The 23064-nt window shown below is 66.7% G+C and carries 27 protein-coding genes; 3 read left to right on the top strand and 24 right to left on the bottom strand.

All coding sequences use genetic code 11. The features are described 5' to 3' along the window. Positions 1 to 113 precede the first annotated feature (113 nt). From M9917_RS02830 to M9917_RS02820, 3 genes are all read left to right on the top strand, one after another. Positions 114 to 1004, top strand: coding sequence for an aldo/keto reductase (locus M9917_RS02830; protein WP_465246316.1), 891 nt, complete (start codon positions 114 to 116; stop codon positions 1002 to 1004). A 159-nt stretch (positions 1005 to 1163) separates the two neighbouring features. Beyond that, positions 1164 to 2386, top strand: a protein-coding gene (locus tag M9917_RS02825; protein ID WP_465246315.1) for an IS3 family transposase whose coding sequence is annotated in 2 segments (ribosomal slippage) — positions 1164 to 1413 and positions 1413 to 2386 — 1224 coding nt in all. Because the reading frame shifts where the segments join, the coding sequence is not laid out codon by codon here. A gap of 8 nt (positions 2387 to 2394) precedes the next feature. Then, positions 2395 to 3378, top strand: coding sequence for a LysR family transcriptional regulator (locus tag M9917_RS02820; protein WP_297250782.1), 984 nt, complete (start codon positions 2395 to 2397; stop codon positions 3376 to 3378). Here M9917_RS02820 and M9917_RS02815 read toward each other — a convergent pair. The 24 genes from M9917_RS02815 to M9917_RS02700 form a co-directional block, all read right to left on the bottom strand. Then, entirely contained in the window at positions 3311 to 3550 is a 240-nt protein-coding gene (locus tag M9917_RS02815) for a DUF2274 domain-containing protein (protein ID WP_297250781.1), read from the bottom strand. The genes M9917_RS02820 and M9917_RS02815 overlap by 68 nt on opposite strands. Position 3551: 1 nt before the next feature. Next, positions 3552 to 4667: a TraB/TrbI/VirB10 family type IV secretion system protein gene (locus M9917_RS02810; RefSeq protein ID WP_297254673.1), complete on the bottom strand. Its 1116-nt coding sequence runs from the start codon at positions 4665 to 4667 to the stop codon at positions 3552 to 3554. Between the two features lie 68 nt (positions 4668 to 4735). Continuing rightward, the gene (trbG, locus tag M9917_RS02805) at positions 4736 to 5716 is read right to left on the bottom strand and encodes a P-type conjugative transfer protein TrbG (protein ID WP_297250780.1); all 981 of its coding nucleotides are present in this window, start codon (positions 5714 to 5716) and stop codon (positions 4736 to 4738) included. After that, complete coding sequence (gene trbF / locus M9917_RS02800; RefSeq protein WP_297250779.1) at positions 5713 to 6402, bottom strand: conjugal transfer protein TrbF; 690 nt, start codon at positions 6400 to 6402, stop codon at positions 5713 to 5715. Before trbF ends, trbG begins: the two co-directional genes overlap by 4 nt. After that, a complete protein-coding gene (gene trbL, locus M9917_RS02795) occupies positions 6399 to 7760 on the bottom strand; it encodes a P-type conjugative transfer protein TrbL (RefSeq protein ID WP_297250778.1) in 1362 nt (453 codons plus the stop codon). Before trbL ends, trbF begins: the two co-directional genes overlap by 4 nt. Positions 7761 to 7763: 3 nt before the next feature. Beyond that, the gene (gene trbK-alt, locus M9917_RS02790) at positions 7764 to 8048 is read right to left on the bottom strand and encodes a putative entry exclusion protein TrbK-alt (protein WP_297250777.1); all 285 of its coding nucleotides are present in this window, start codon (positions 8046 to 8048) and stop codon (positions 7764 to 7766) included. A 21-nt stretch (positions 8049 to 8069) separates the two neighbouring features. Next, positions 8070 to 8837 (bottom strand): P-type conjugative transfer protein TrbJ, encoded by a 768-nt coding sequence (gene trbJ, locus M9917_RS02785; protein ID WP_297250776.1) that lies wholly within the window; start codon positions 8835 to 8837, stop codon positions 8070 to 8072. A gap of 5 nt (positions 8838 to 8842) precedes the next feature. Continuing rightward, positions 8843 to 11290 carry a conjugal transfer protein TrbE gene (gene trbE / locus M9917_RS02780; RefSeq protein WP_297250775.1) on the bottom strand — a complete coding sequence of 816 codons (2448 nt, stop codon included), beginning with the start codon at positions 11288 to 11290 and terminating at the stop codon, positions 8843 to 8845. A 14-nt stretch (positions 11291 to 11304) separates the two neighbouring features. After that, positions 11305 to 11586, bottom strand: a complete 282-nt coding sequence (locus tag M9917_RS02775; protein ID WP_297250774.1) for a VirB3 family type IV secretion system protein — start codon at positions 11584 to 11586, stop codon at positions 11305 to 11307. Beyond that, entirely contained in the window at positions 11586 to 11918 is a 333-nt protein-coding gene (locus M9917_RS02770) for a TrbC/VirB2 family type IV secretion system protein (RefSeq protein ID WP_297250773.1), read from the bottom strand. The genes M9917_RS02775 and M9917_RS02770 overlap by 1 nt, the downstream gene beginning before the upstream one ends. Continuing rightward, positions 11915 to 12898: a P-type conjugative transfer ATPase TrbB gene (gene trbB / locus M9917_RS02765; protein ID WP_297250772.1), complete on the bottom strand. Its 984-nt coding sequence runs from the start codon at positions 12896 to 12898 to the stop codon at positions 11915 to 11917. Before trbB ends, M9917_RS02770 begins: the two co-directional genes overlap by 4 nt. 168 nt (positions 12899 to 13066) lie before the next feature. Next, entirely contained in the window at positions 13067 to 13516 is a 450-nt protein-coding gene (locus tag M9917_RS02760) for a CopG family transcriptional regulator (protein WP_297250771.1), read from the bottom strand. A 4-nt stretch (positions 13517 to 13520) separates the two neighbouring features. Continuing rightward, on the bottom strand, positions 13521 to 15512 hold the full coding sequence (locus M9917_RS02755; RefSeq protein ID WP_297250770.1) for a conjugal transfer protein TraG: 1992 nt from the start codon (positions 15510 to 15512) through the stop codon (positions 13521 to 13523). A 25-nt stretch (positions 15513 to 15537) separates the two neighbouring features. After that, a complete protein-coding gene (locus M9917_RS02750) occupies positions 15538 to 17277 on the bottom strand; it encodes a relaxase/mobilization nuclease domain-containing protein (RefSeq protein WP_297250769.1) in 1740 nt (579 codons plus the stop codon). A gap of 243 nt (positions 17278 to 17520) precedes the next feature. After that, a complete protein-coding gene (locus tag M9917_RS02745) occupies positions 17521 to 18309 on the bottom strand; it encodes a lytic transglycosylase domain-containing protein (RefSeq protein WP_297250768.1) in 789 nt (262 codons plus the stop codon). A gap of 3 nt (positions 18310 to 18312) precedes the next feature. Beyond that, on the bottom strand, positions 18313 to 18660 hold the full coding sequence (locus M9917_RS02740) for a DUF736 domain-containing protein (protein WP_297254672.1): 348 nt from the start codon (positions 18658 to 18660) through the stop codon (positions 18313 to 18315). A 68-nt stretch (positions 18661 to 18728) separates the two neighbouring features. Then, complete coding sequence (locus M9917_RS02735) at positions 18729 to 19274, bottom strand: S26 family signal peptidase (protein ID WP_297250767.1); 546 nt, start codon at positions 19272 to 19274, stop codon at positions 18729 to 18731. Continuing rightward, the gene (locus M9917_RS02730) at positions 19271 to 19792 is read right to left on the bottom strand and encodes a DUF2840 domain-containing protein (protein ID WP_297250766.1); all 522 of its coding nucleotides are present in this window, start codon (positions 19790 to 19792) and stop codon (positions 19271 to 19273) included. Before M9917_RS02730 ends, M9917_RS02735 begins: the two co-directional genes overlap by 4 nt. Further along, positions 19789 to 20040, bottom strand: a complete 252-nt coding sequence (locus M9917_RS02725) for a ribbon-helix-helix protein (RefSeq protein ID WP_297250765.1) — start codon at positions 20038 to 20040, stop codon at positions 19789 to 19791. The genes M9917_RS02730 and M9917_RS02725 overlap by 4 nt, the downstream gene beginning before the upstream one ends. Further along, a complete protein-coding gene (gene parA, locus M9917_RS02720; RefSeq protein WP_297250764.1) occupies positions 20037 to 20690 on the bottom strand; it encodes a ParA family partition ATPase in 654 nt (217 codons plus the stop codon). The genes M9917_RS02725 and parA overlap by 4 nt, the downstream gene beginning before the upstream one ends. Then, a complete protein-coding gene (locus M9917_RS02715) occupies positions 20687 to 21844 on the bottom strand; it encodes a replication initiator protein A (RefSeq protein WP_297250763.1) in 1158 nt (385 codons plus the stop codon). The genes parA and M9917_RS02715 overlap by 4 nt, the downstream gene beginning before the upstream one ends. Positions 21845 to 21857: 13 nt before the next feature. Further along, entirely contained in the window at positions 21858 to 22139 is a 282-nt protein-coding gene (locus M9917_RS02710; protein WP_297250762.1) for a helix-turn-helix transcriptional regulator, read from the bottom strand. A 143-nt stretch (positions 22140 to 22282) separates the two neighbouring features. Continuing rightward, positions 22283 to 22825 (bottom strand): DUF2285 domain-containing protein, encoded by a 543-nt coding sequence (locus M9917_RS02705; protein WP_297250761.1) that lies wholly within the window; start codon positions 22823 to 22825, stop codon positions 22283 to 22285. A gap of 10 nt (positions 22826 to 22835) precedes the next feature. After that, a complete protein-coding gene (locus tag M9917_RS02700) occupies positions 22836 to 23057 on the bottom strand; it encodes a transcriptional regulator domain-containing protein (RefSeq protein WP_297250760.1) in 222 nt (73 codons plus the stop codon). Positions 23058 to 23064 lie beyond the last annotated feature (7 nt).

Here is a 23064-nt window from a genome sequence, read left to right as displayed (position 1 = left end):
TACGTATCGCATGTCATTAGGGCATTTTGGATACTCACGAATGTAAGTGTGACCAACACAGCGAGTGATCGTCAACGCAAACCTGCCGTCCCGTATATCGAAGGAGCATTGTTTTGGCCGGAAAAAGCCCTCTCATCAACTTGAATAATGGCGTGAAAATGCCGGCACTAGGTCTCGGAGTGTTCGCTGCGTCCGCCGAAGAGACCGCCTCCGCCATCGCGTCGGCAATCTCCAGTGGCTACCGTCTGATCGACACCGCCAGGTCGTATAACAATGAGGCTCAGGTCGGTGAAGGCATCCGCAACAGCGGCGTGGATCGCGCCGAGATGTTCGTCACCACAAAGCTGTTCAACGGCGACTATGGTTACGAGAGGGCGCTCAGGGCATTCGACGAAAGCCTCGGCAGGTTGGGGCTCGACTATGTCGATTTGTATCTGCTGCACTGGCCGACCAAAGATTGGAACGCCACGATCCAGTCCTGGAAGGCGGCGGAGAAAATTCTTGGTGACGGGCGTGCGCGCGCGATCGGTGTATGCAACTTCCTGGAGGATCAACTGGACGAGCTGATCGCGGCAAGTGACGTCGTGCCGGCGGTCAACCAGATCGAGCTGCACCCCTATTTCGCGCAGAAGCCGCTGCTGGCGAAGAACAGGGCGCTCGGCATCGTCACGGAGGCTTGGTCGCCGATCGGCGGTGCCATCAACGATGGCGATGGGGACAATCATGGCGGCAGGAAGCACCCGCTGACCGATCCGGTCATCACCACTATCGCCGAAGCCCATGGTAGATCTGCCGCGCAGGTGATCTTGCGCTGGCACTTCCAGAACGATGTCGTTGCAATTCCGAAGTCAGTCAACCCCGAGCGCATTGCCAAGAATATTGACGTGTTCGATTTCGCGCTTAGCGACGCTGAGATGGCGCAGCTAGACGAGCTGGATACAGGGGTGCGCATCGGCCCTGATCCGCGCGACGTGGACACTAGCAGCTTTGCCGAATTTGTTTGATCTGAGATGATGCGATGAACCCCGCCTATGATCTCGGGGGTTCCTGCAGCAACATTTCGGCAAATCGGGAAACTGGTATCATCGATCGCATGAGCGATTGACGTGCTCCCCTGAAATTCTGCCAGTCTGAGCTAGAGTCCTTCATGAAGGAGGACGAAGATGAAGCGCAGCAGATTTACCGAGGAGCAGATCATTGCGATCCTGCGAGAGCAGGAGGCGGGATCGCCGACAGCGGATGTGTGCCGCAAGCACGGTGTGAGCAGTGCGACCTTCTACAAGTGGAAGGCGACCTATGGTGGCATGGACGTGTCGCAGGCGCGCAAGCTGAAGGTGCTGGAGGATGAGAACGGTCGGTTGAAGCGGCTGTTGGCGGACGCGATGCTCGACAACGCCGTGCTGAAGGAGGTGGCGTCAAAAAACTGGTGAGGCCCGCCGCTCAGCGAAAGGCTGTCGAGCATGTTCGGCAGCTCTTCGAGATCAGCGAGCGTCGGGCCTGTTCCATCCTTAGGGTTGATCGATCGTCGATGCGCTATGCGCATCGGCGTGGCGATGATGGCGACCTGCGGTCGCGTCTTCGCGAGATCGCGCTTGAACGTCGTCGGTGCGGTTACCGGCGGCTGGGGATCATGCTAGCGCGCGAGGGGCTGGTCATGAACTACAAGAAGCTGCTGCGGCTGTATCGCGAGGAGAACCTTCGCGTGCGGCGTCGACAGGGCCGCAAGCGAGCGATGGGCACACGAGCACCGATGACGTTGCCGCAGGGTCCGAACCAGCGCTGGAGCCTGGACTTTGTGAGCGACACGCTGGTCTGCAGCAGGCGTATCCGCATCCTTGCCGTCGTCGATGACTTCACACGCGAGAACCTCGCGCTGGTGGTCGACACGTCGCTGTCGGGCGCTCGTGTTGCGCGCGAGCTCGATACGATCATCGCGGTGCGCGGCAAGCCGCTGATGATCGTCAGCGACAACGGGACCGAGCTGACCAGCTTGGCGATCCTGCGCTGGTCGCAGGACCGGCAGATCGAATGGCATTACATCGCGCCGGGCAAGCCGCAGCAGAACGGCTACGTCGAGAGCTTTAACGGTCGCTTGCGCGACGAATGCCTGAACGAGACGCTGTTCGCATCCCTGAGCCATGCCCGCTCGGTGCTGCGGGTCTGGCGCGACGACTACAACCACGTACGGCCGCATAGCGGGATAGGCGGGCTGACGCCCGCCGATGCTGCCAGGCAGGTTGCACAACCCCATCAAAGGCGCGACGAGCGCATGATCAATGACGGTGCGAGCTTCGCATCGTCATCGCCAATACGACCTGATGGGGCGGCTGCTAAGCCGGATTGCGTTGCGCTTGTCGCGCCCGGAAACCTTTCCATCTTTTCGTGACGATGGTCATGGCTTCGTCGTCGCTCCATGCCATCGAGCTTCGCCATCTTCGCTACTTCATAGCCGCAGCCGAGCATGGCAGCTTCCGCAAGGCTGGCGCCGCAATCGGCGTTCAGCAATCTGCGCTCAGCCGTCGGATCCGTGATTTGGAATATCACTTGGGAGCGACACTGTTCCTCCGGCATAGCGGCGGCGTCAGTCTCACTTTCGCCGGCCAGCGCTTCCTGCGGCGCGCTCGACAGGTCGTGAGGAATGTCGGCGATGGCATGCAGGACATCGCCTCTATCGGACGCTCGGAGCACGGCCGCGTCAGGATCGGCATCTACTCCTCCATCGCGTCGGGTTTTCTCGCGGAGTTGCTTCACCGCTATGCTGATCGCCATCCCAAGGTGCAAATCGATCTGATCGACGACAATCCTGGCGAGCATATCGCTGCCATTCGCCGGCTCAGGCTCGACACAGCGTTCATGACCGGAGAGCGGGATTGGCCGGATTGTACAACATTGCCTCTATGGTCGGAGCGCGTGTTCGCCGTGCTGCCGAACGACCACTCTCTGGCTCAGCGAGATGAAGTGCAGTGGGATCAACTCGCGGATGAGGAGTTCATCGTCAACGAATCCGCACCGGGTCAGGAAGTTCACGACTATCTGGTGCAACGTCTCGCGGCGTTCGGTCATCATCCTCAAATTCGAGTGCAGCGTGTCGGCCGGGAAAACCTTCTGCCGCTGGTCGCGTTGAGCCGTGGCCTGACCGTCGTCAGCGAGGCGATGACTGCCGCACAGTTCCCCGACATCGTGTATCGGCCGATATTCGGCGAGATCCTCCCCTTCAGCGCCGTGTGGTCCCCCAAGAACGACAACCCAGCCTTGAGCAAGTTGCTCGATCTCGCCCGCTCATTGGCGACGGCTCGCCAAACGGAGCTCGTCACGCAATCGGTTTCGTGGATGAAACCGCGCGCCGGGCCTTCGCAAAGCCCCGATCCGTTGCAATGAAGCGCTCCAGCATCGGCACGATCAGCTTCATGGGATCAGTGACCTGCTGGCCCGTTTCGCGAGCGAGAGCATCAGCATAGGCGACCAGATCCCGATGCAGCGACGCCGGCAACTCCAACGTCGCCTTCACCGGTTTCTCGTCCACGATGGGACCGAGCTTCAATTTCGTCATATCAGCCTCTGTAGGGTTCGAGGACGAGATCGCGCGTGACGATGACGCGGACGGGAAAGCCCGGCCGAATCGTCAGGGTCGGGGCGACCTGGAGCTGGCGGCGGATGATCTCCTGGCCGGCGTCGTTGATGGTGTCCTGTCCGCCATTGCGGATGGCGCTCAAGAGCCGATCGTCATCATCGACGGCAAGCTCGGCGCCAATGGAGAGCAGCGTCGAGAGCCCGGCGGCCTTGGCGAGGTCCCACCAGTGATAGTCGACACCATCTTCCAAACCCGCATACCCCATCGCGTCGGCGCCGGGCTGGCGCTCGAGCACGATCGAGCGGCCGTTGGGAAAGATGAGGCGGCTCCACACCAGTAGGACGCGGCGCTGCCCGAAACCGACATTGTTGCTGTATTCGCCGATGATCCGCGTGCCCTGCGGGACGATAAGGATTCGGCCGGTCGGGCTGTCATAGATGTTTTCGGTCACCTGGGCGGTGATCTGGCCCGGCAGATCGGAGCGAATGCCGGTGATCATCGCGGCGGGTATGACCGCGCCGGCCTGCAGGATGTAGGGCGATGCTGGCGCCATTACGCGGTCGGCCGTGACGATCCGGCGGTCGACGGGCGCGTTGAGAAAGGCGAGCTGTCGGTCCTGAGCGGTCGGGGTGCCCGGCTGCGACCCGGTCCCTAGACCCGCGAGGCCTGGCGCGGCCACGCCGGTGGGTGTGGTCGTGGACGCCGGGCCGGCCTGGAAGAAGACGCGGCTGGTACGCGCCGCCTCCAGCTCGGCGAGGCGGCGTTGCTCCTCTGGGTCGACGCGAGGCGTTGCCGCCACGGCGGGCGGCGTGACGGGCTGGCCGCGGTTCTGTGCGCTGAGGATCGGCCGACCGAGATCGCCGGGCAGCGCTGGTCCAAGGACAGGTCCGGTATAGTCGCGCGGCAAACCGGCCAAGCCGTCGGCGGTGGCGCGATTATCGGTCGAGTAGAGCTCCTCACTGGTCTGGCCCGCATCGCGCGTCTGAAGCGCATAGATGAGAGCGCTGCCGATGCCGATGCTGGCGACGAGGCCGATGCTCGCGAGGACCTTGCGCGACAGGCGCGTGACGCGCGGCGGTTCGGCGCGCAGGCGCATGGGTGCAGCGCTATCGGTTGCGGCCGAGGTTTCCGGCTGCGGTTCTGGGATGTCATTTTCGGTATTGCTCACGATGCGGGCCTCCCGTCGGTACGCACGATCCTGACGGTCTGCTGACGGTCGCCGCTACCAAGGCGCAGTTCGGCCGCGCCGAAGATGCGGTCGACGATCAGGATGTTCTGGTAGACGCGGCTGTTGACTATCTGCGGCTCGCCGTCTGCTCCGAGCACGAAGATCGGCGGCATCTCGCCCTGGGCGATGCCGCGCGGAAACTCGACATAGACGCGACGCCCGTCGTCATAGACGGAGACGGGCCGCCAGGGCGGCGTATCGCCTGTGAGTCCGTAGCGATATCTGCGGGCAGCGGCGGCCGGGATGACCGGGGCCGCCGGCACGTTGGCGCGCTGGGGTGCTGGGGGCACCGGATAGGCCCAGGCGACGGCCGGCATATAGGGATTTTGCCCTGCCCTAAGTTCGAGCATGTAGATGCGGCGGTCGGTCGTGATGACCAGGTTGGTGGAGATGTCGGGCCGCGTGGGCTTGACCAGGATGTGGACGCGGCGGGTGAGCCCGGACCCGCTTTCGGTGTCGCCGATGATCCACCGGGCGGTGTCGCCGGCGGCGATCGGGCCTGCTCCGGTCAGGCTTTCCCCCGGCTCGAGCGCGATGTTGGTGATCTGCCCCGGTGCGGTATAGATCTGATAGAGCGCGCCCTCGCTCCACGGATAGATCTGGATGGAGTTGTAATAGCCCTCGCGGCGCGGCTCGACACGCGCGGCGGCGTTGGCGCTCTGAACACGGCCCGTTGGCGTGCTCGCGGCGCTTCCGCCACGCGCCGGCGTCCAGCCGGGCGGCGTGTGCAGCGGACGCGGCGGTTGTTCGGTGACCGGCGCGGGCGCGGCCGGTAGCGGCGGCACATCGCTGTCGTAGCTGATCTCAGGCGGCTTGAACGTCGCGCAGCCCCCCAGCATCGTCGCGGACAGCAGGGCAAGCGCCAAAGCGGATTTACGGAAAGCCGGAGAACCGGAGATGCAGAGGGACGGGCTCATTGGGCCATCTCCCGCGACCAGGAAATCGCGTTGACGTAGATCCCGAGCGGATTGGCGCGCAGCCGTTCGGCATCGCGCGGGGTCTGGATGACGATGGTGAGGATCGCGGTCCAGCGCTCGGTCGTGGCTAGCTGGCCGTTCTCGTAGCGCTTCTCCGTCCAGGCCACACGGAAGGAATCCGGCGAGGCGCGCAAGACGCTGGAGACCTCGACGGCGATCTGCTGGCGGCCGACCCTGGTGAAGGGATCGTTGGCGCGGGCATAGTCGTTGAGGGCCGCCGCGCCGCGATCGGTCGTCCATTCATAAGCGCGCAGCCAGTTCTGCCGCACGATGATGGCATCAGCCGGGATCGAGCGGACCTGCTCGATAAAGCGTGCAAGATGCCAGGCGATCTGGGGATCGGTCGGGCGATAGTCGGCGGTTGCCGGCGCGACCGATTGTGCCTGGCCGAGGCGATCGACCTGCACGACCCAGGGCACGACGGTGCCGCGCGCGGATTGCCAGACCAGCGCGGCGGCGAAGCCGGCCGACAGGACGAGCGATCCGAAGGCCATGAAGCGCCAGTTCCTGGCCTGGACCCGGGCCGAGCCGATGCGTTCGTCCCAGACCTGCGCGGCTTTCTGATAGGGCGTTTCGGGTTCGGGAGACTTGCCGTAATGGGCGGCGGGTCGCTTGAAGAGGCTCATGAGCGGTCGCTTTCAGAAAGGTTGACGGAAGAGCCGCCGCCATGGCTGTCGCCCGAGCGGACGGCATGCGCAGTAAGGGTGGCTCCATGTCCGAGGGACTGGTTGCGCTTCATGCGCTTGGCCCAGTCGGGCGGGCCGTCGCTTGGGGTCGCCGCCGCCGTCTCGTTCGCGGTCCCTGAACTCGAAATCGTGCCCATGGTCGAGGAACCGCCGGTGGCGCCGAAGCCGGCCTTGGCACCGTCGGAGAAGCTGGACTTGATGCTTTCGGAGGCACGCGCGGCGGCGCGCTTGAGCGGCGAGGCGGTCGCGGCGCCTGCGGCGCGCGCGACACCGCCGAGACCGGATGCGACACCGGCGGCTCCGGACTGGCCGAGCGAGCCGACACTGTAGGCCGCGGCGGCTCCGCCAGCAGCGGCCGCGCCGCCCCGCACAGCGGCGGCACCACCGGACATGGCGGCCGCCCCTCCCTTCACGGCAAGGCCCGCGGCGCCGCCTGCAGCGAGTGCGGCGCCACCGACCGCGAGGCCGGTGCCCACGGCAGCGCCCGCGCCGAGCTGCGGGCCACCGGAAACGAGACCGCTGGCGATACCAGGGCCGAAGATTCCGAGCCCCAGCAACGACAACGCCGCCAGCACGATCGCCATGGCGTCGTCGATCGTCGGCGTCTGGCCGCCGAAGCCTTGGGTGAACTGGCTGAACAGCGTCGAGCCGATGCCGATGATGACGGCGAGCACGAGAACCTTGATGCCGGACGAGATCACGTTGCCGAGCACGCGCTCGGCCATGAAGGCCGTCTTGCCGAACAGGCCGAACGGGATGAGCACGAAGCCCGCCAGCGTCGTCAGCTTGAATTCGATCAGGGTAACGAAGAGCTGGATCGCGAGGATGAAGAAGGCGAGCAGCACCAGCGCCCAGGCGAAGAGCAGGCAAGCGATCTGGATGAAGTTCTCGAAGAAGGCGACCCAGCCCATCAGGTCGGAGATCGACTCGAGTAAGGGGCGCGCGGCGTCGAGGCCGGTCTGCGCGACCTTGCCAGGGCGCATGAGATCCTGAACGGAGAAGCTCGTTCCCGAGCCTTTGAGGCCCAACCCCGCGAAGCTCTCGAAGACGATCCGGGCGAGATTGTTCCAGTTGGAGATCAGGTAGGCGAAGACGCCGACGAAGAGCGTCTTCTTGACAAGACGCGCCATGATGTCGTCATCGGCGCCCCAGCTCCAGAACAGGGCGGCAAGCGTCACGTCGATGACGATCAGCGTGGTGGCGATAAAACCGACCTCGCCGCCGAGGAGGCCGAAGCCGGAGTCGATATAGGAGGTGAAGACCCCCAAGAAATTGTCGATGACGCCGGTGCCGCCCATGGGTCAGGGTCCTTCCGTGGGTCGGACGGCAGGCGTTGGCGCGCGGCCGAGGAAGCGGTCGCGGGTCTCGGCCCAGACGCGCATGCATTCAGAATCGCTGGCGGCCGCTTGGCCAAGCTGCTGGCACCGGCGTTGCCCGTCGCGGAGCGGATCGCGCGCGATCTCGACCGCACGCGCGGACTCCACGACCGGAGCCGTTTCCTTCCGGGTCATCTCGATCGCCGTCGCCGTGATGGCGATGGCGACGAAGACGACAGCGCCCAGCCGGGCCAGCATCTTGCCGTTCATGACGGTGCTCCCCTTCCGGCCTCAGTTGCCGTTGCCGAACATCTTGGCGTTGCCGGGTTGATAGCCGGAGCCCGGCGTCAGGAAGCGGCGACGCCGCTCGCGCCCCTGCTCAGCGGCCGCCGCGCGTTCGGCCTCGGTGAGCGCGCTCGACCGGCCATTGGCCGAGATCAGCGCGATCAGGTCCGAGAGCTGCTGCGACTGAAGCGCGAGAAGCTGATTGCCCGCCTGCGTCGCCTGCAGCGCACCTGTCGCGCCCTGGCTCTGGCTGACCAGCGCCGACATCTCGGCGCGGTTCGTGTCGATATTGCCGACGACGCCCGCCTGCACGCGCATGGCGTCCTGAAGACTGCCGATGGTGTTCTGCCAGCGGGTGCGCGCGCCGGCGACCAGTTCGGCGTCGCTCGCCGAAAGCGAGGCCCGGCCATATTGCTGCTGGAACATCCGGTCGACGTTCTGGACGTCGAAGGCGATGTTCTGGGCCTGCTGCAGGAGCTGCTGGGTGCGCTGGACGTTCTGCTGAAGCTGCTGAAGCGACGAGTACGGCAGGCTGGCGAGATTGCGCGCCTGGTTGATCAGGCTCTGCGCTTCGTTCTGGAGCGAGCGGATCTGATTGTTGATCTGTTCGAGCGAACGCGCCGCCGTCAGCACATTCTGGGCGTAGTTGGTGGGATCGTAGACGACCCATTGCGCCGCGGCCGGCGTCGACAGCATGGGCGCTGCGGCGAGCGGCATCGCCAGGATGCAGGCCGCGAGCGACAGCGCGCGCGGGCGTGAACGATGGATGGTCACAACGATTACTCCTTCTCAGGCTGGGGGTTGAGGTTGGTGAGATCGGGGATGAGATCGGCCGCCCATTCGGCGCCGCGCAGCCGCAGCCAGGCGGCGAGGAAGCCCTCGCGGCCATACTCGGCGATGGTGCGCGCGATCTCCGTTTGATCGGACTTGGAGGACGCGGCGGCGAGCGCGAGGCCGACCTCGGAAAGGCCGAGCTCGAAGAGGCGATTGCCGCGGCGGGACTGGCAATAGTAATCGCGCTTGGGCGTCGCGCGGGCCAGGATCTCGATCTGGCGATCGTTGAGACCGAAGCGGCGATAGATCGCGGTGATCTGCGGTTCGATCGCGCGTTCGTTCGGCAGGAGCAGCCGCGTCGGGCAGCTCTCGATGATGGCTGGCGCGATGTTGCTGTTGTCGATGTCCGAGAGCGACTGGGTGGCGAAGACGACGCTGGCGTTCTTCTTGCGCAGCGTCTTCAGCCATTCGCGCAGTTGCCCCGCGAAGGCGTCGTCGTCGAGCGCGAGCCAGCCCTCGTCGATGATGAGCAATGTCGGCGAGCCGTCGAGCCGGTCGCCGATGCGATGGAAGAGATAGGAGAGCACGGCAGGCGCCGCGCCGGTCCCGACCAGTCCTTCGATCTCGAACGCCTGGACCGAGGCCGAGCCTAGGTGCTCCGTCTCAGCGTCAAGCAGACGGCCATAGGCGCCGCCGACGCAATAGGGCCGCAGCGCCTGCTTCAGATCGTTCGATTGCAAGAGGACCGTGAGGCCGGTGATGGTGCGCTCCTCGACCGGCGCGGAGGCCAGCGAGCTGAGCGCCGTCCACAGATGCTCCTTCACCTCGGGCGTGATGGCGATGCCTTCGCGGATGAGGATCGCGCCGATCCAGTCGGCCGCCCAGGCGCGTTCCGGCGCGTCGTCGATGCGCGCCAGCGGCTGCAAGGACACCGACACGTCCACGCCTTCGGTCAGATCGCCGCCAAGATCGTGCCAGTCGCCGCCCATGGCGAGCACGGCGGCGCGAATCGAACCGCCAAAGTCGAAGGCGAAGACCTGGGAGCCCTGGTAGCGCCGGAACTGCAGGGCCATAACGCCGAGCAGGACCGACTTGCCGGCGCCGGTCGGGCCGACGACCAGCGTGTGGCCGACGTCGCCGACGTGAAGGGAAAACCGGAACGGGGTCGAGCCTTCGGTCTTGCCGAACAGCAAGGGGGGGCTACCCAAATGCTCGTCCCGTTCCGGCCCCGCCCACACCGCCGAGAGCGGGATGATGTGGGCGAGATTGAGCGTCGAGATGGGCGGCTGGCGCACATTGGCGTAGACGTGCCCGGGCAGCGAGCCCAGCCATGCATCGACGGCGTTGATGGTCTCGGCCATGCAGGTGAAGTCGCGGCCCTGGATGACCTTCTCGACAAGGCGCAGCTTCTCGTCGGCGATGCGCGGATCATCGTCCCAGACGGTGATCGTCGCGGTGACATAAGCTTGCCCGGCATAGTCGGCGCCGAGTTCCTGAAGCGCGAGGTCCGCGTCGGCCGCTTTGTTCGCCGCGTCGGTGTCCACGAGCGCCGACGCCTCGTTGGTCATCACCTCTTTCAGGATCGCGGCGATCGACTTGCGCTTGGCGAACCATTGGCGGCGGATCTTCGTCAGCAGCCTGGTCGCATCGGTCTTGTCGAGCAGGATGGCGCGCGTCGACCAGCGATAGGGAAAGGCCAGACGATTGAGCTCGTCGAGAATGCCGGGCGTGGTCGCGGTCGGGAAGCCGACGATCGTGAGGATGCGCAGATGCGCCGTGCCGAGCCGGGGCTCGAGACCGCCGGTCAGCGGCTGATCGGCGAGCAGTGCGTCGAGGTAGATCGGGGTTTCCGGCACGCGGACGCGGTGCCGCTTCGTCGAAACGGTCGAGTGGAGATAGGTCAGCGTCTCGGGACTATCGAGCCAGGTGCATTCGGGCATGAAGCCGTCGAGCAGCGCCAGCACGCGATCGGTGCGATCGACGAAGGTCGTGAGGATCGCGTGGGGGTCGACGCCGCCCCGCTCGCGGCCTTCATAGAGCCAGGCTTCGGTGCGCGCGGCGTCTTCAGCCGGCGGCAGATAGGAGATGGTCAGAAAATAGCCGGACACGAAATGCGCGCCAGCCTCCTCGAAATCGGCCTTGCGTTCGGCGTCCAGCAGCGCCGAAGCGGCATCGGGAAAGTGGCTCTGCGGATAGGTCGATGCTTCGTGGCGCTGCGCCTCGACGAAGATCGCCCAGCCCGAGCCGAGGCGGCGAAAGGCGTTGTTGAGCCGTCCGGCGACGGCGACCAGCTCGGCCGCGACAGCCGAATCGAGATCGGGGCCGCGGAAGCGCGCGGTGCGCTGGAAGGAGCCGTCCTTGTTGAGGACGACGCCTTCGGCGACGAGCGCTGCCCAGGGCAGATAATCGGCGAGCCGGGCGGCGGTGCGGCGATATTCGGCGAGGTTCATCATGGACGCGCGCCTCCTCAGACGGACAGGTGACCAGGGATGCGCAGGTGCCGGCGGCCGACCTCGACGAAGAGCGGGTCGCGCTTGGCGGCCCAGACCGCCGCGAAATGGCCGATGGCCCAGATCGCAAGGCCGACCAGCCAGAGGCGGAGGCCGAGCCCGACGGCGCCCGCGAGCGTGCCGTTCATGATGGCGATCGAGCGCGGAGCGCCGCCGAGCAGGATGTGCTCGGTCAGCGCCCTATGAACCGGGACGCTGAAGCCCGGCACGTCGGCAAGCTGTTCGAGAACAGCCGCCATCAGACGAGCGCTCCGCCGCCGAACGAGAAGAAGGACAGGAAGAAGGAGCTGGCGGCGAAGGCGATCGACAGGCCGAAGACGATCTGAATGAGCCGGCGAAAGCCGCCCGAGGTGTCGCCGAAGGCGAGCGTCAGGCCGGTCACGATGATGATGATGATGGCGATGATCTTGGCGACCGGGCCTTCGATCGACTCCAGGATCGATTGGAGTGGCGCTTCCCACGGCATGGACGAGCCGGAGGCGTGCGCTGCGGAGGTGAACATCAGGCTCAGGGAAACGGCGGCGGCCGCGTTGGCCATGGTGCGGCAGCCGCGCGCGAGGGTACGGATCATGACGGGTCTCCTGTCGGGTTGGGGGTGACGGGGGTGATGTGGTAATCGCCATCGGGGCCGAGCCCTTCGACGCGCGCGAGTTCGGCGAGGCGGCGCTGCGAGCCGCGGCCGGCGAGGACGGCGACGAGATCAATCGTCTCGGCGATCAGGGCGCGCGGGACAGTAACGACGGCTTCCTGGATGAGCTGCTCGAGGCGGCGCAGCGCGCCGATGCCGGTGCCGGCGTGGATGGTGCCGATGCCCCCGGGATGGCCGGTGCCCCAGGCCTTGAGGAGATCGAGCGCCTCGGAGCCGCGCACCTCGCCGATCGGGATGCGGTCGGGGCGCAGGCGCAGCGAAGACCGGACCAGCTCGGACAGCGTCGCCACGCCGTCCTTGGTGCGCATGGCGACGAGGTTGGGCGCGGCACATTGCAGCTCGCGCGTGTCCTCGATGATGACGACCCGATCGGCGGTCTTGGCGACCTCGGCGAGTAGCGCATTGGTCAGCGTCGTCTTGCCGGTCGAGGTGCCGCCGGCGACCAGGATGTTAGCGCGCGAGGCGACGGCTTCGCGCAGGACCCCGGCCTGGTCCGTCGACATGATCCCGGCCGCCACGTAGTCGCCGAGGCTGAAGACCGCGACCGCGGGTTTGCGGATGGCAAAAGCGGGCGCCGCGACGACTGGGGGCAGCAAGCCCTCGAAGCGCTCGCCGGTTTCCGGCAGCTCGGCCGAGACGCGCGGGCTGCGTGGATGGACTTCTGCACCAACATGGTGCGCGACGAGGCGGACGATGCGCTCACCATCGGCGGCGGACAGCCGCTCTCCCGTATCGGCCAGGCCCTCGGAGAGCCGGTCCACCCATAGACGGCCGTCGGGATTCAGCATGATCTCGACGACGGCGGGGTCTTCGAGGAACTGGGTGATGGATGGGCCGAGCGCGGTGCGCAACATGCGCGCGCCACGTGCGAACGCCTCCGGTTTCTGGCTTGTGGTGGTCACGTCAGCCCCGCTTTCTCACGGGGCTGGAAAGACGGTCCCCGGATCGGGGATGATTAAAAGGACACGGAATCGAGCCGATTCAACAAGTATCGGTCGTAGTAGTAACGTGGCGTGCAAATACAGGAGAACGGCGGTGACGCGCCGGTCTTGATCGGTTGCCCGCGGCTTCTATGAGGCGCCGTCGGCATCTGCGGCGGCTGAGTCGCCGACATCTTCAGCGACTTCCTGTCTGAGCTTCGGGCCTTGCGCCAAACGGCGACCGAGCGCGGCGATGAAGCCTTCATAACGTTCCGCAGCCTTGGCGCGCGCGGCCTGGGCGGCGGGCTCGGGAAGCGCCGGCGTCGTCGCCAGCCAGAAGCGGATGAACACCGCCAGCGTCTCGACCGATATGCCGACATCCCGTTCGATGCGCGTCATCCGGCGATCCAGCTGATCGAGACGTTTGGCCACGATCGCCTCGCGCCGTTCGGCGTCATCGGGCGACAGGAAGGATGCGATGGCGGCTTCGGCGATCAGCGAGAGCGACTGCTCACGTCTTGCCGCATGGGCCGCGAGCATCGTCATGATCTCCGGGTCGAGATAGACGGAGATCTGCGCCTTCTTCTTGCGTCCGGTCATGGCGCTACAGCTCCATGCCGTCATTGGGATCGAGCGCGACCTGGCGGGCGACGCCGCGCATAACCCGCGTCAAGCGCTGATTGCGCGTGGCGTCGTCTTCGGTATCATCCGGCAGATCGATCTCAAATTCGTTGTCGATCGGCGCCTTCTTCTCGACAGGCTTCACCCGGTTGAGCTCCGGCTGATGGCGCCGCTCCGACTCGGTCGGATCTTCGTCGTCGCCGGCGCCTGTCTCCGAGGCCACACCGCCGCCGATCTCTGGACGCGCCGGGATCGGCAGCTTGCTCCAATCGTCGGGGCGCCCTTCGGCCGGCCGTGTCAGTTGGGGCGGCGGCAGGATGCGCTCCTTGAAGCGGGCGTCCTCGTAATAGCGCGCCTTCTTCGCGCGGATCGGCGGCGTCCCGGCGACCATGACGATCTCATCGGTAGGCGGGAGCTGCATGATCTCGCCGGGCGTGAGGAGCTGGCGCGCGGTTTCCGAGCGCGACACCATCAGATGCCCGAGCCAGGGCGAAAGGCGATGACCGGCATAATTCTTCATCGCCCTCATCTCGGTGGCGGTGCCGAGCGCATCGGACACACGCTTGGCGGTGCGCTCGTCATTGGTCGCGAAGTTCACGCGCACATGGCAGTTGTCGAGGATCGAGTTGTTGGGGCCGTAAGCCTTCTCGATCTGGTTCAGCGACTGTGCGATCAGGAAACTCTTGAGGCCGTAGCCCGCCATGAAGGCCAGAGCGCTCTCGAAGAAGTCGAGCCGGCCGAGCGCCGGAAACTCATCGAGCATGAGCAGCAGTCGATGACGGCCTGCCTTCGCCTGCAGATCCTCGGTGAGGCGCCGTCCGACCTGATTGAGGATCAGGCGGATGAGCGGCTTGGTGCGGTTGATGTCGGAGGGCGGCACGACGAGGTAGAGCGTCGTCGGCCGCTTGCCGCCGACCATATCGGCAATGCGCCAGTCGCAGCGCCGCGTGACCTCGGCGACCACGGGATCGCGATAGAGACCGAGGAACGACATGGCGGTCGACAGCACGCCGGAGCGTTCGTTGTCCGATTTGTTGAGCAACTCGCGCGCTGCACTGGCGATGACCGGGTGCGGCCCGGCCTCGCCGAGGTGAGCGGTCTTCATCATGGCGGCGAGCGTCGACTCGATCGGCCGCTTCGGGTCGGAGAGGAAGGCCGCGACGCCGGCGAGCGTCTTGTCCTCCCCGGCATAGAGGACATGCAGGATCGCGCCGACGAGAAGCGCGTGGCTCGTTTTTTCCCAGTGGTTCCGCTTCTCGAGGCTTCCTTCCGGGTCGACTAGGATGTCGGCGATATTCTGAACGTCGCGGACTTCCCACTCGCCGCGCCTCACCTCGAGCAGCGGGTTGTAGGCCGATGATTTGGGGTTGGTCGGATCGAACAGCAGCACGCGGCCGTGCCGGGCGCGAAAGCCCGCGGTGAGCTGCCAGTTCTCGCCCTTGATGTCATGGACGATCGCCGAACCCGGCCAGGTCAGCAGCGACGGAACGACCAGGCCGACGCCCTTGCCCGAGCGCGTCGGCGCGAAGCAGAGCACATGCTCGGGCCCGTCGTGGCGCAGATAGTCACGCTCGTAGCGGCCGAGCACCACGCCGTCGGGGCCGAGCAGCCCGGCTGACTTCACCTCCTCCTTCTCGGCCCAGCGCGCCGAGCCATAGGTTTCGGCATTCTTCGCCTCGCGCGCGCGCCAGACCGACATGCCGATCGCGACGGCGATGGCGATGAAGCCGCCCGAGGCGGCGATCATCCCGCCCTGGGCGAAGATCTCCGGCGCATAGGCGTCGTAGAAGTACCACCACCAGAAGATCGCCGGCGGATAGTAGATCGGCACTCCAGAGACGACGAACCAGGGAGCGCCGAGCTGGGCCTGAAAGCCAAGGCTCCAGGCGACATACTGCGTCGCGCCCCAGGTGGCGACGAGGACGATCAGGAAGACGACGGCGATCTGGCCCCAGAGGATTTTGGTCGCGGACATGGCGGCGGTCCTTTCTTGTCGAATGTTAGAGGCCGAGCCCCCGCTTGCGGCCGAAGCTCCAGTCGACGCCGCCGTCGCCGCGGGCGACCCCGGAGACGTGTTTGCCGAGCTGTTTTTCGAGCGATGGCGACCAGGGCACGAGCTGGAAGCCGAGACCGTCATCGATCATCGCAAAGCGGCCGGATGCGAGCGCGAGCCGCTGGCGATAGGCGCCAGCGACATACTCGCCGTTCCCCGCCGGCTTGAACGGCTGGCCGGTCTCGGTGGCGAGCTTGTCGGCCACGGCCTCGAGCTCGCGGCGGCGAAGCGTGTCGATCAGGTTGCGAGAGAAGATGACGCGCTTTCCCTGCCGCTCCGCCAATCCTTCAGCGACGAGATGCTCGGCGCGCTTCTCCAGCGCCTGGCGCACCTCGGCGCCGAAGCCGCCGTCCGATAAGACCACCGGCTCTCGGGCGATCGCCTGCCGGTCGAGCCAGGTCGCGCCCGAGGCCGCCACCTGTGCGCCGAGACCCAGATCGGATCGCACGGCGAGCGCCGCCCGGCGCTGGCCGCGCGCGTCGTCGAACTTGCGCAGCTCGACGATGGAGCCCGGCGCGCTGTCGCCTGCGGCATCGAGATCGGCGAGCTTGATGTGGTGGGTGCGTCCATCGACGCCATCGACCACAGCATAGGCGGTGCCCTGCAGCTCGTCGTCGAGACCGCGGGCGACGAGCCGGCCGACGATCGGCGTGTCGAGGCTCTCGGCCGCGAGCACATAGCCGGCCGAGCCGCGCTCGATGCCGCGCTCGGTCAGGGCGCGGTGCATGCGCTTGATGATGTCGCCGCGCTCGCCGAGCTCGCGTAAGGTCGCCTTGGCCTTGTCGTCGATCATCCACTGACCCGGCCCCACCTCGGTGGCCAGGCCAAGACTTTCGAGCTTGCGCAGGCGGCCGACCTTTTCGACGCTGTAGGCATCGGGCTGGCGACCCGCGTCGGGGGCGACGTCGATGACGCCGGTCTCGCGAGCGTCGCGGACGAGCTGGCGGTCGAGTTGGGTCCATCGCTCGGCGCCGATCTGCCTCTCCAGCGAGCGGCGGATGTCGTGGTCGGTGCGCGGGCCGAGCTCCTGGGTGATGAGGTCGCGCGCGCGGTCGCGCATGCCCTCCTTGATGTAGTCGCGCGAGATGACGAGGTCCTGGCCGTCGTCGCGGACGCCGCGCACGATCAGATGGACATGCGGATGCTCGGTGTTCCAGTGATCGACCGCGACCCAGTCGAGCCGCGTGTCGAGATCCTTCTCCATCTGCCCGACCAGATCGCGGGTGAAGGATCTGAGGTCGGACATCTCCACCGCGTCGTCGGGCGAGACGATGAACCGGAAATGATGCCGGTCGTCCTGGCACCGCTCGGCGAAGGCGCGCCCGTCCGCTTCCTCCGTCCCCGGCCCGAACAGCCGCGCCTTCTCCCCGTCCCGGGTCACGCCATCACGGCGCAGATAATCGAGATGGGTGCCGAGCGGCGCCGCCCGCGCCGAGTGGCGCACGACGCGCGCCTTGATGACGGCGCCGCGCGTGCGCGCGGTGATGAGGCGGTTCGCCTGGATGCTCGCGCGCTGGCCGCGTCCGAAGCGGGAGCGGCTGGCGGAGACGATGCGGCCCGAGCGCGAGACGCCGCCGCCCGCCTTCTTCGCTGCGGCGAGCGCCTGTGCGATGAAGGGCCGCGCCGATTGCGCACGGGTCGAGCGGATGCGCCCAGGCCGGATGCGAAACTCGCGCTCATCGGCCATGGCGCGACCCCGCAATGTGCGAAAAATCGAAGAGATGCAGTGTATTAGGCTTACGCCGCACATTGCGAAGCAATGCGGCAAGGTGCGCAGCGCGCCGGAAAACCCAGCAAAACCAACCGCCCGACCGACGCACAATGTGCGCCCTTTTATCCTGCCATCGTGCGGTTGTTGTGCCTGCCTCTCTCCCCTGCGCCCTCCATGCTACGCGGGGATGCGAAACGCCACGAAAGACGCTCTCGGCGCTCATCGTGGCGCTCCGGGGTCGGCGCGTGCGACGACAAGGGGCGCATCGGACGCTTCGGACGCTTCTGTCGGATCGAGCGAACGCGCCGCGACGGAGGAGCGGCTGTCATCCGAACGTGCTGCCGATGACCGCGAAACGGCGGCGCGAGCGTCGGCTGAGCGCACGACGAATAGCGGCGCCTCGCGCCAGTCGGGCGGCGGCGGCGGTGCGACAGGCGGCATGCTGGATGGCGCACTGGCCCCGAGCTGCGGAGCGATCAGCGCGACATAGGCGCGCGTTTCGGCCGGCAGAGCGCGGCCCGTTTGAAGATGCGCGTCGTAGCGCGCCGGGCCCGCATTGTAGGCCGCGAGCATCGCCGGGATCGTGCCGTAGCGGTCGTACATTTCGCGCAGATACGCGGCGCCCGCGAGGATGTTGTCGCGCGGATCATAAGGGTCGCGGCCGAGCCGATAGCGGACGCGAAGCTCGGCCCAGGTGTTGGGCATGACCTGCATCAGTCCCATGGCCCCAGCCGACGACACGGCGCGCACGTCGCCCGCGCTTTCGGCGCGTTTGACGGCGACGATCCACGCCTCGGGAATGCCGAAGCGCTGCGAGGCTTCCGCGATGAAGGCAGCGTGCGGTTCGGCGGATGCCGTGCGCGCCGGTGGCGAGGATTGCGCATGGGCAGCGCCCGTCACGCTCGCCCCGACAAGCAGGCCGCGAAGGAGAAGGAGAGCCATGCGCCGGGCGGATGGATACCGCCCGGGCGCACTCCGCTGGCTCGTCGATGTTCGGCGAGCAAACATCGATCAGTCCTTCTCGGAGCGGTCGCGCGGACGCGACCAGTGCAGCGACCAGGCGCTGCCGGCATCATCGTCGCGGAACAGATTGGCGCGGATCGGGTGCGGCAAGGCCGGGTCGTCGATGAGCACTGCGATATATTCGCCTGCGCGTTCGCCGGTGCGTTTCCAGCCCGCGCCGATCTCCGCGCCGGCTTCGGCCTTGCCGTCGTCGCTGGCGTGAACGCGGTAGTCGGGCGCATTCTCGGCATCGGAATGTTCCGCCGGAACGATGACGACGTCGCGGAAGAGCGTGAACGTCTCCAGCTTCCCGGCGAAGCCGGTCTCCTGGCGAGTGAATTGACCGATCTGAGGCATGGCTGCTTCCTTTGCGGTGGCGTTGGGAAAGCCATCGACGGGCACCGCTCCCGCCGCTGGCGAGGCGATCACCGCGTCGGCGCGCGCCATTCGAAGCGGCCGGTTCCTTCCTCGTCGGTCCACAGCGGGACCGCGCGGCCGATGATCTGGTCGGTGGAGGTCAGGCCGAAATAGCGACCGTCGAGGCTGTCGCGGACCTGCCAGTTCATGAGGAAGACTTCGCCGGTCGCGATGCGGCGGCAGCCCCGCCAAACCGGCAGATCGCGGCCGATGCGATCGCGCTCCAGCGCCGCGCCGACCGCGACGCCATCGACGGTGATGGTGAGGTTCGAGCGGCAGACGGTCTGCCCGGACACGCCGAGGATGCGCTTCAGGAGCGGCACGCTCCTGGGCAGGTAGCCGCGTGTCGCAAGGTAGGTTGCGAGCGGCTCGGGCGCGTCGACGGCGACAAGATCGGTGACCTCGAAGGGACCGTCGAATTCGATCGTGTAGAAGCCGATCGGCGCGCTGGCCGATGCGTTCCAGATGAGCTTGATGGGCATCTGGGTGAGCGCCGGATAGCCGACGCCCATCGCAGCGAGCGCCGTCACCAGGATGAGGCGGGAGCGCCTCATAGCCCGGCGCTCCGGCGCAGGAGGAAGGCGCGATGGTGCTCGAGCGTGTAGGCGCGCGGCTGGTGGCCGGCTGCGAGGCGGTTATGGACGTGGCGCCAGTGATCCGGCGACACGGCGTCCGGCTCGATCCCGACGGCTTCCACGGCATCGATGTGCCGCAGCACCGCTTCGACCTTGGGCCAGCCCTCGAGCCTGAGCAGGATTTCGCCACCGGGGCGCACGGAGGACAGCGTCTGATACGGCTGGCCCGGCCGGATCGCGCGCACGATGTCGATGCGCGAGACGATTGTGCCGAAGTCGTTCGCCGCCCATCGCACGAAGGCGAAGATGGTATCGGGCTGGAAGGAGACGACGCGCCGACGCCGATCGAGTATCTGTTCGTGCGCCTCGCGGCCGAACCTGATCCAATGCTCGATCTTCTTCTCGATCCAGGTGAGCTCGACATGCGTCATGTCGTCGTGCGAGCACGGTGACGGCATCGGGCCGCCGCGCACGCGGAGAGCCGCGATGCCGGTCACGAGGAGGCTCCTTCGGTCGGTGGGAATTCGCGCGCGAGCAGCTCGCGCAGCATGTCGGCGACGGTGACGCCGCGGCCGAAGGCGGCGATCTTGATCCGGCCACGCAGCTCGGGCGTCACGTCGATGGTGAGCCGGGCGGTGAACGCAGCGGTGTCGTTTGTACGCGGCGCGGTCTCGGCCGCCTTGATCCAGTGATCGGGATCGGCGGGGCGCGCTGCGAAGCCGCGACGGGACGCTCGTTCGCTCATAGCGCGCTCCCACCTAGAGGAAGATGGAGGAGTTCGTCCGCCAGCGCGGCGATCTCGCGCGCAGCCGATGTGGCCTGCTCGCATTCGCTGGCGAGACGGCCCGTCTGCGCGGCGGCGGCGAAGGCGATGCGCTGGCCGATGGTGGTGGCGAGAACGGGCGGATCGTGATCGGCCAGGGTCTCGGCGGTCTCGCGCGCGAGAATGGTGCGCGCGCCACAGCGATTGAGCACGAAGCGGGCGACGAGCTCGGGGCGATAGATGCGCGCTTCCTTCAGAAGCGCGAGCATCTCGGCCGAGGCCCAGCCGTCGAGCGGCGACGGCTGCACCGGGATGACGACCAGGTCGGCGGCGAGCAGCGCCGAGCGCATGAGGCCGGCGACCCGCGGCGGTCCGTCGACGATGACGTGATCGGCGTCCTTCGCCAGTTCCGGCGCTTCACGATGGAGCGTGTCGCGCGCCAGGCCGACGACGCCGAAGAGGCGCGGCAGGCCCTCATGGCTGCGCTGCTGCGACCAGTCGAGCGCCGAGCCCTGCGGGTCTGCATCGATCAGCGTCACGCGCTGGCAGCGCGCGGCGAGTTCGCCGGCGAGGTGCAGCGCGAGCGTCGTCTTGCCGACGCCGCCTTTCTGGTTGAGGAACGCGACGATCATCGCGCACCTCCAGGCCCGTCGTCGAGCGGCAGCCGATCTGCGGCGAGCGGTTCGCTCCCCTTCCGGCCCGCCCGGGAGGGGGCGCTCAGCCCCGGCTTCTTGCCGGTGGCGCGCAGGCTATCTGCGGCGATGCGGATGAGACTTTCCACATCGCGCGCGCGCTCTTCAAAGTTAGATTCTGGGTTAGACTCTAAGTTAAGGGCGCGATTCCGCCCGCGTTTTCCAGATCTTAGACCCGGTTTGGGTTCCTGATAGCACGAGCCTCGGGTTCCCGATGGCACGATAGTGCGGGTTCCCGATAGCACGAGGCCGTCCCCAGCTTTCCCACAGGCCGCGAGGGGCTCGAAGGCGAGCAGCGTGCGACCGCCGATCTCCACTTCGAGCGAGAGGAGGTAGCCCGGCAGCGGCTGGCGCCGCACGATGTCGCGCAGTTCGAAGGCGAAGCGTTTGAACGGCGACAGGCTGCCGGATTTGAGATGGAGGTGACGAAGATCGAAGCGCCAGCCGTCCCGCTGGCGGCCGCCGTGCTTGCGTACGAGGCGGTAGAGCCAGCGGTCGAGGCCGCCAGTGAGATCGAAATAGGCGGGATCGATGGTGAGGATGAGGGCGTCGTCGAGGACGGCCTTGTAGAACCAGTCCGGGACGATGAGCTCGATGCCGTCGGGCCGCCCGTCACGGTCGGTCCGCTCCTGCCATTCGTTGATCCAGGAGAAGCGATGGCGGCGGCCCTCAGCGGGCTGGCGGATCGACGTGGAGACGGTCGTGGACTGGAGACGGTCGAGCGCGGCTTTGAGGCGCTGATAGTCCCGCATGGATGTGCCGCGTCCGACATAGGTGAGGATTTCGTAGGGCGTCGCCGCCATCAGGCGCGAGGTGCGAAGTCCGGCATCGCGCGCCTCGACGATCTGGCTGGCCGCCCAGATCAGGATGTCGGCGTCCCAGATCGTCGCCATGCCGTGGTCGGGCACGGCTTCCACACGGATGGTGACGTCGCCGGCCGCGAAGTCGATCGGCGCGATGCGATGGGATTTGGAGAGGGAGAAGAAGGGATAGGCCATGAGATCCTGCGCGTCTCGTGGCGCGAAGTCGCCCGGGAGCGCCCGGAACAGATCGAGTTGCCCACGCTCGGAAGGGTGACGACGCCGCACCGCCATGAAGGGACCGCGGTCAGCGGGCGTAGCGACCGGCGATCTGGCCGGTCGAAGGCGCCTGGCGCTTCGCCGGCAGGACGGAGCCGCGGGGATCGGAGGTGGAGGTGACCGCGCCGCGCGCCGCCCAGGCTTCGAGGTCGTCTACGGCATAGACGACGCGGCCGCCGAGCTTGCGATAGGCTGGGCCGGTCCCATAGGTGCGGTGCTTTTCCAGCGTGCGCGCGGACAGGCTGAGAAATTCGGCGGCTTCCTTGGTGCGCAGGAAGCGCGGCGGCAAAACGGCGAGATCGGGTCGCATGGATCGGGCCTCCGTCAGGGTGTTGGCGGCCGCTGCGGATCAGCGGCGGGCGACAACCACGGTGGCGGAGGAAAACCGGCGGGATGCAGGGAGATGTTGGGGGGTATCGAAATCGCCCACCGGCGAAGGATCGGGGGCGGCTATTATCGCCGTCGGTGACGCAACAGTTTCCGGTATCCGCCGGCGATCATCGCCCGGGCGTCGCGCAGCAGCGCCTTTACGCCATGACGGGCCGAAGAGGCCTGCCACGCATCCCGGTCGAGATGGCCGATCCTGAAGAGGATTTGCGCGATCTCCTGCTGGGTCGCTCCGGCGCGATGCCCGTCGATTGCTTGCAGCATCTTGCGCAACCGCGTGCGCTGTTGGCGCGTCAGACGCGTGTCCGGCGGAATGGTGCGGCCATTTAACGCCGAGAGGAGCCGACGGACGGCTTCCAACCTGTCGAAACCTTCGAGGTCGAGCGGAATCACGGCTGCCGCAGCCACCGCGCCGCTTGCGGCGCGGTGGTCAACGATCTGAACATACTGGCCATTGCCGAAAGCATAACGAAAGGCGGCGGTTTCGCCGTCATAGGTGGAGGGGCCAAGCCCACTCGTTGCGACGTGTTCACCCGCAACGGCCCCTCCGAAGTCGGATGGCGCTTCGGTCAGGACGACGACGCTGGTGTCGTCCTGAGGTAGCCACAATACCGGAGCTTCAGGTGCTGGAGTGCGCGGATCGACCGGGAAATCGCAACCCCCACCGCTGCCGGATCTGGTCGGTCAGCGTCTTTGGATTGCCCGTCTCAGCAAGAGCGTCGAAATCAGCGTCATAGGCTTCATTGCGGCGGAGCCACTCCCAGGCCAGGTCGGATGCCGTCAATCCATCCAGATGGTCGTATTCCGCCGAGGAGCGCCATGCCGATGCATCAGGTGTCATCGCAAAC

It is taken from the genome of Bosea sp. (in: a-proteobacteria) (assembly GCF_023953965.1).
Taxonomy (GTDB): Bacteria; Pseudomonadota; Alphaproteobacteria; order Rhizobiales; family Beijerinckiaceae; genus Allobosea.
This window is presented reverse-complemented; position numbering and strand designations above follow the sequence as displayed.

Excerpts from the sequence above, each read along its gene's own strand:
- M9917_RS02775 (WP_297250774.1), bottom strand. The coding sequence starts at position 11,586 with ATGGCGGCTGTTCTCGAACAGCTTGCCGACGTGCCGGGCTTCAGCGTC.
- M9917_RS02740 (WP_297254672.1), bottom strand. The coding sequence starts at position 18,660 with ATGCCTCAGATCGGTCAATTCACTCGCCAGGAGACCGGCTTCGCCGGG.
- trbK-alt (WP_297250777.1), bottom strand. The coding sequence starts at position 8,048 with ATGAACGGCAAGATGCTGGCCCGGCTGGGCGCTGTCGTCTTCGTCGCC.
- M9917_RS02750 (WP_297250769.1), bottom strand. The coding sequence starts at position 17,277 with ATGGCCGATGAGCGCGAGTTTCGCATCCGGCCTGGGCGCATCCGCTCG.
- M9917_RS02700 (WP_297250760.1), bottom strand. The coding sequence starts at position 23,057 with ATGACACCTGATGCATCGGCATGGCGCTCCTCGGCGGAATACGACCAT.
- trbG (WP_297250780.1), bottom strand. The coding sequence starts at position 5,716 with ATGAGCCCGTCCCTCTGCATCTCCGGTTCTCCGGCTTTCCGTAAATCC.
- M9917_RS02815 (WP_297250781.1), bottom strand. The coding sequence starts at position 3,550 with ATGACGAAATTGAAGCTCGGTCCCATCGTGGACGAGAAACCGGTGAAG.
- M9917_RS02755 (WP_297250770.1), bottom strand. The coding sequence starts at position 15,512 with ATGTCCGCGACCAAAATCCTCTGGGGCCAGATCGCCGTCGTCTTCCTG.
- trbL (WP_297250778.1), bottom strand. The coding sequence starts at position 7,760 with ATGGGCGGCACCGGCGTCATCGACAATTTCTTGGGGGTCTTCACCTCC.
- M9917_RS02820 (WP_297250782.1), top strand. The coding sequence starts at position 2,395 with ATGGCTTCGTCGTCGCTCCATGCCATCGAGCTTCGCCATCTTCGCTAC.
- M9917_RS02770 (WP_297250773.1), bottom strand. The coding sequence starts at position 11,918 with ATGATCCGTACCCTCGCGCGCGGCTGCCGCACCATGGCCAACGCGGCC.
- M9917_RS02810 (WP_297254673.1), bottom strand. The coding sequence starts at position 4,667 with ATGCGCCTGCGCGCCGAACCGCCGCGCGTCACGCGCCTGTCGCGCAAG.
- parA (WP_297250764.1), bottom strand. The coding sequence starts at position 20,690 with ATGATCGTCGCGTTCCTCAACCAGAAAGGCGGCGTCGGCAAGACGACG.
- trbE (WP_297250775.1), bottom strand. The coding sequence starts at position 11,290 with ATGATGAACCTCGCCGAATATCGCCGCACCGCCGCCCGGCTCGCCGAT.
- M9917_RS02725 (WP_297250765.1), bottom strand. The coding sequence starts at position 20,040 with ATGAGCGAACGAGCGTCCCGTCGCGGCTTCGCAGCGCGCCCCGCCGAT.
- trbF (WP_297250779.1), bottom strand. The coding sequence starts at position 6,402 with ATGAGCCTCTTCAAGCGACCCGCCGCCCATTACGGCAAGTCTCCCGAA.
- M9917_RS02745 (WP_297250768.1), bottom strand. The coding sequence starts at position 18,309 with ATGTTTGCTCGCCGAACATCGACGAGCCAGCGGAGTGCGCCCGGGCGG.
- M9917_RS02760 (WP_297250771.1), bottom strand. The coding sequence starts at position 13,516 with ATGACCGGACGCAAGAAGAAGGCGCAGATCTCCGTCTATCTCGACCCG.
- M9917_RS02710 (WP_297250762.1), bottom strand. The coding sequence starts at position 22,139 with ATGCGACCCGATCTCGCCGTTTTGCCGCCGCGCTTCCTGCGCACCAAG.
- M9917_RS02715 (WP_297250763.1), bottom strand. The coding sequence starts at position 21,844 with ATGGCGGTGCGGCGTCGTCACCCTTCCGAGCGTGGGCAACTCGATCTG.
- M9917_RS02735 (WP_297250767.1), bottom strand. The coding sequence starts at position 19,274 with ATGAGGCGCTCCCGCCTCATCCTGGTGACGGCGCTCGCTGCGATGGGC.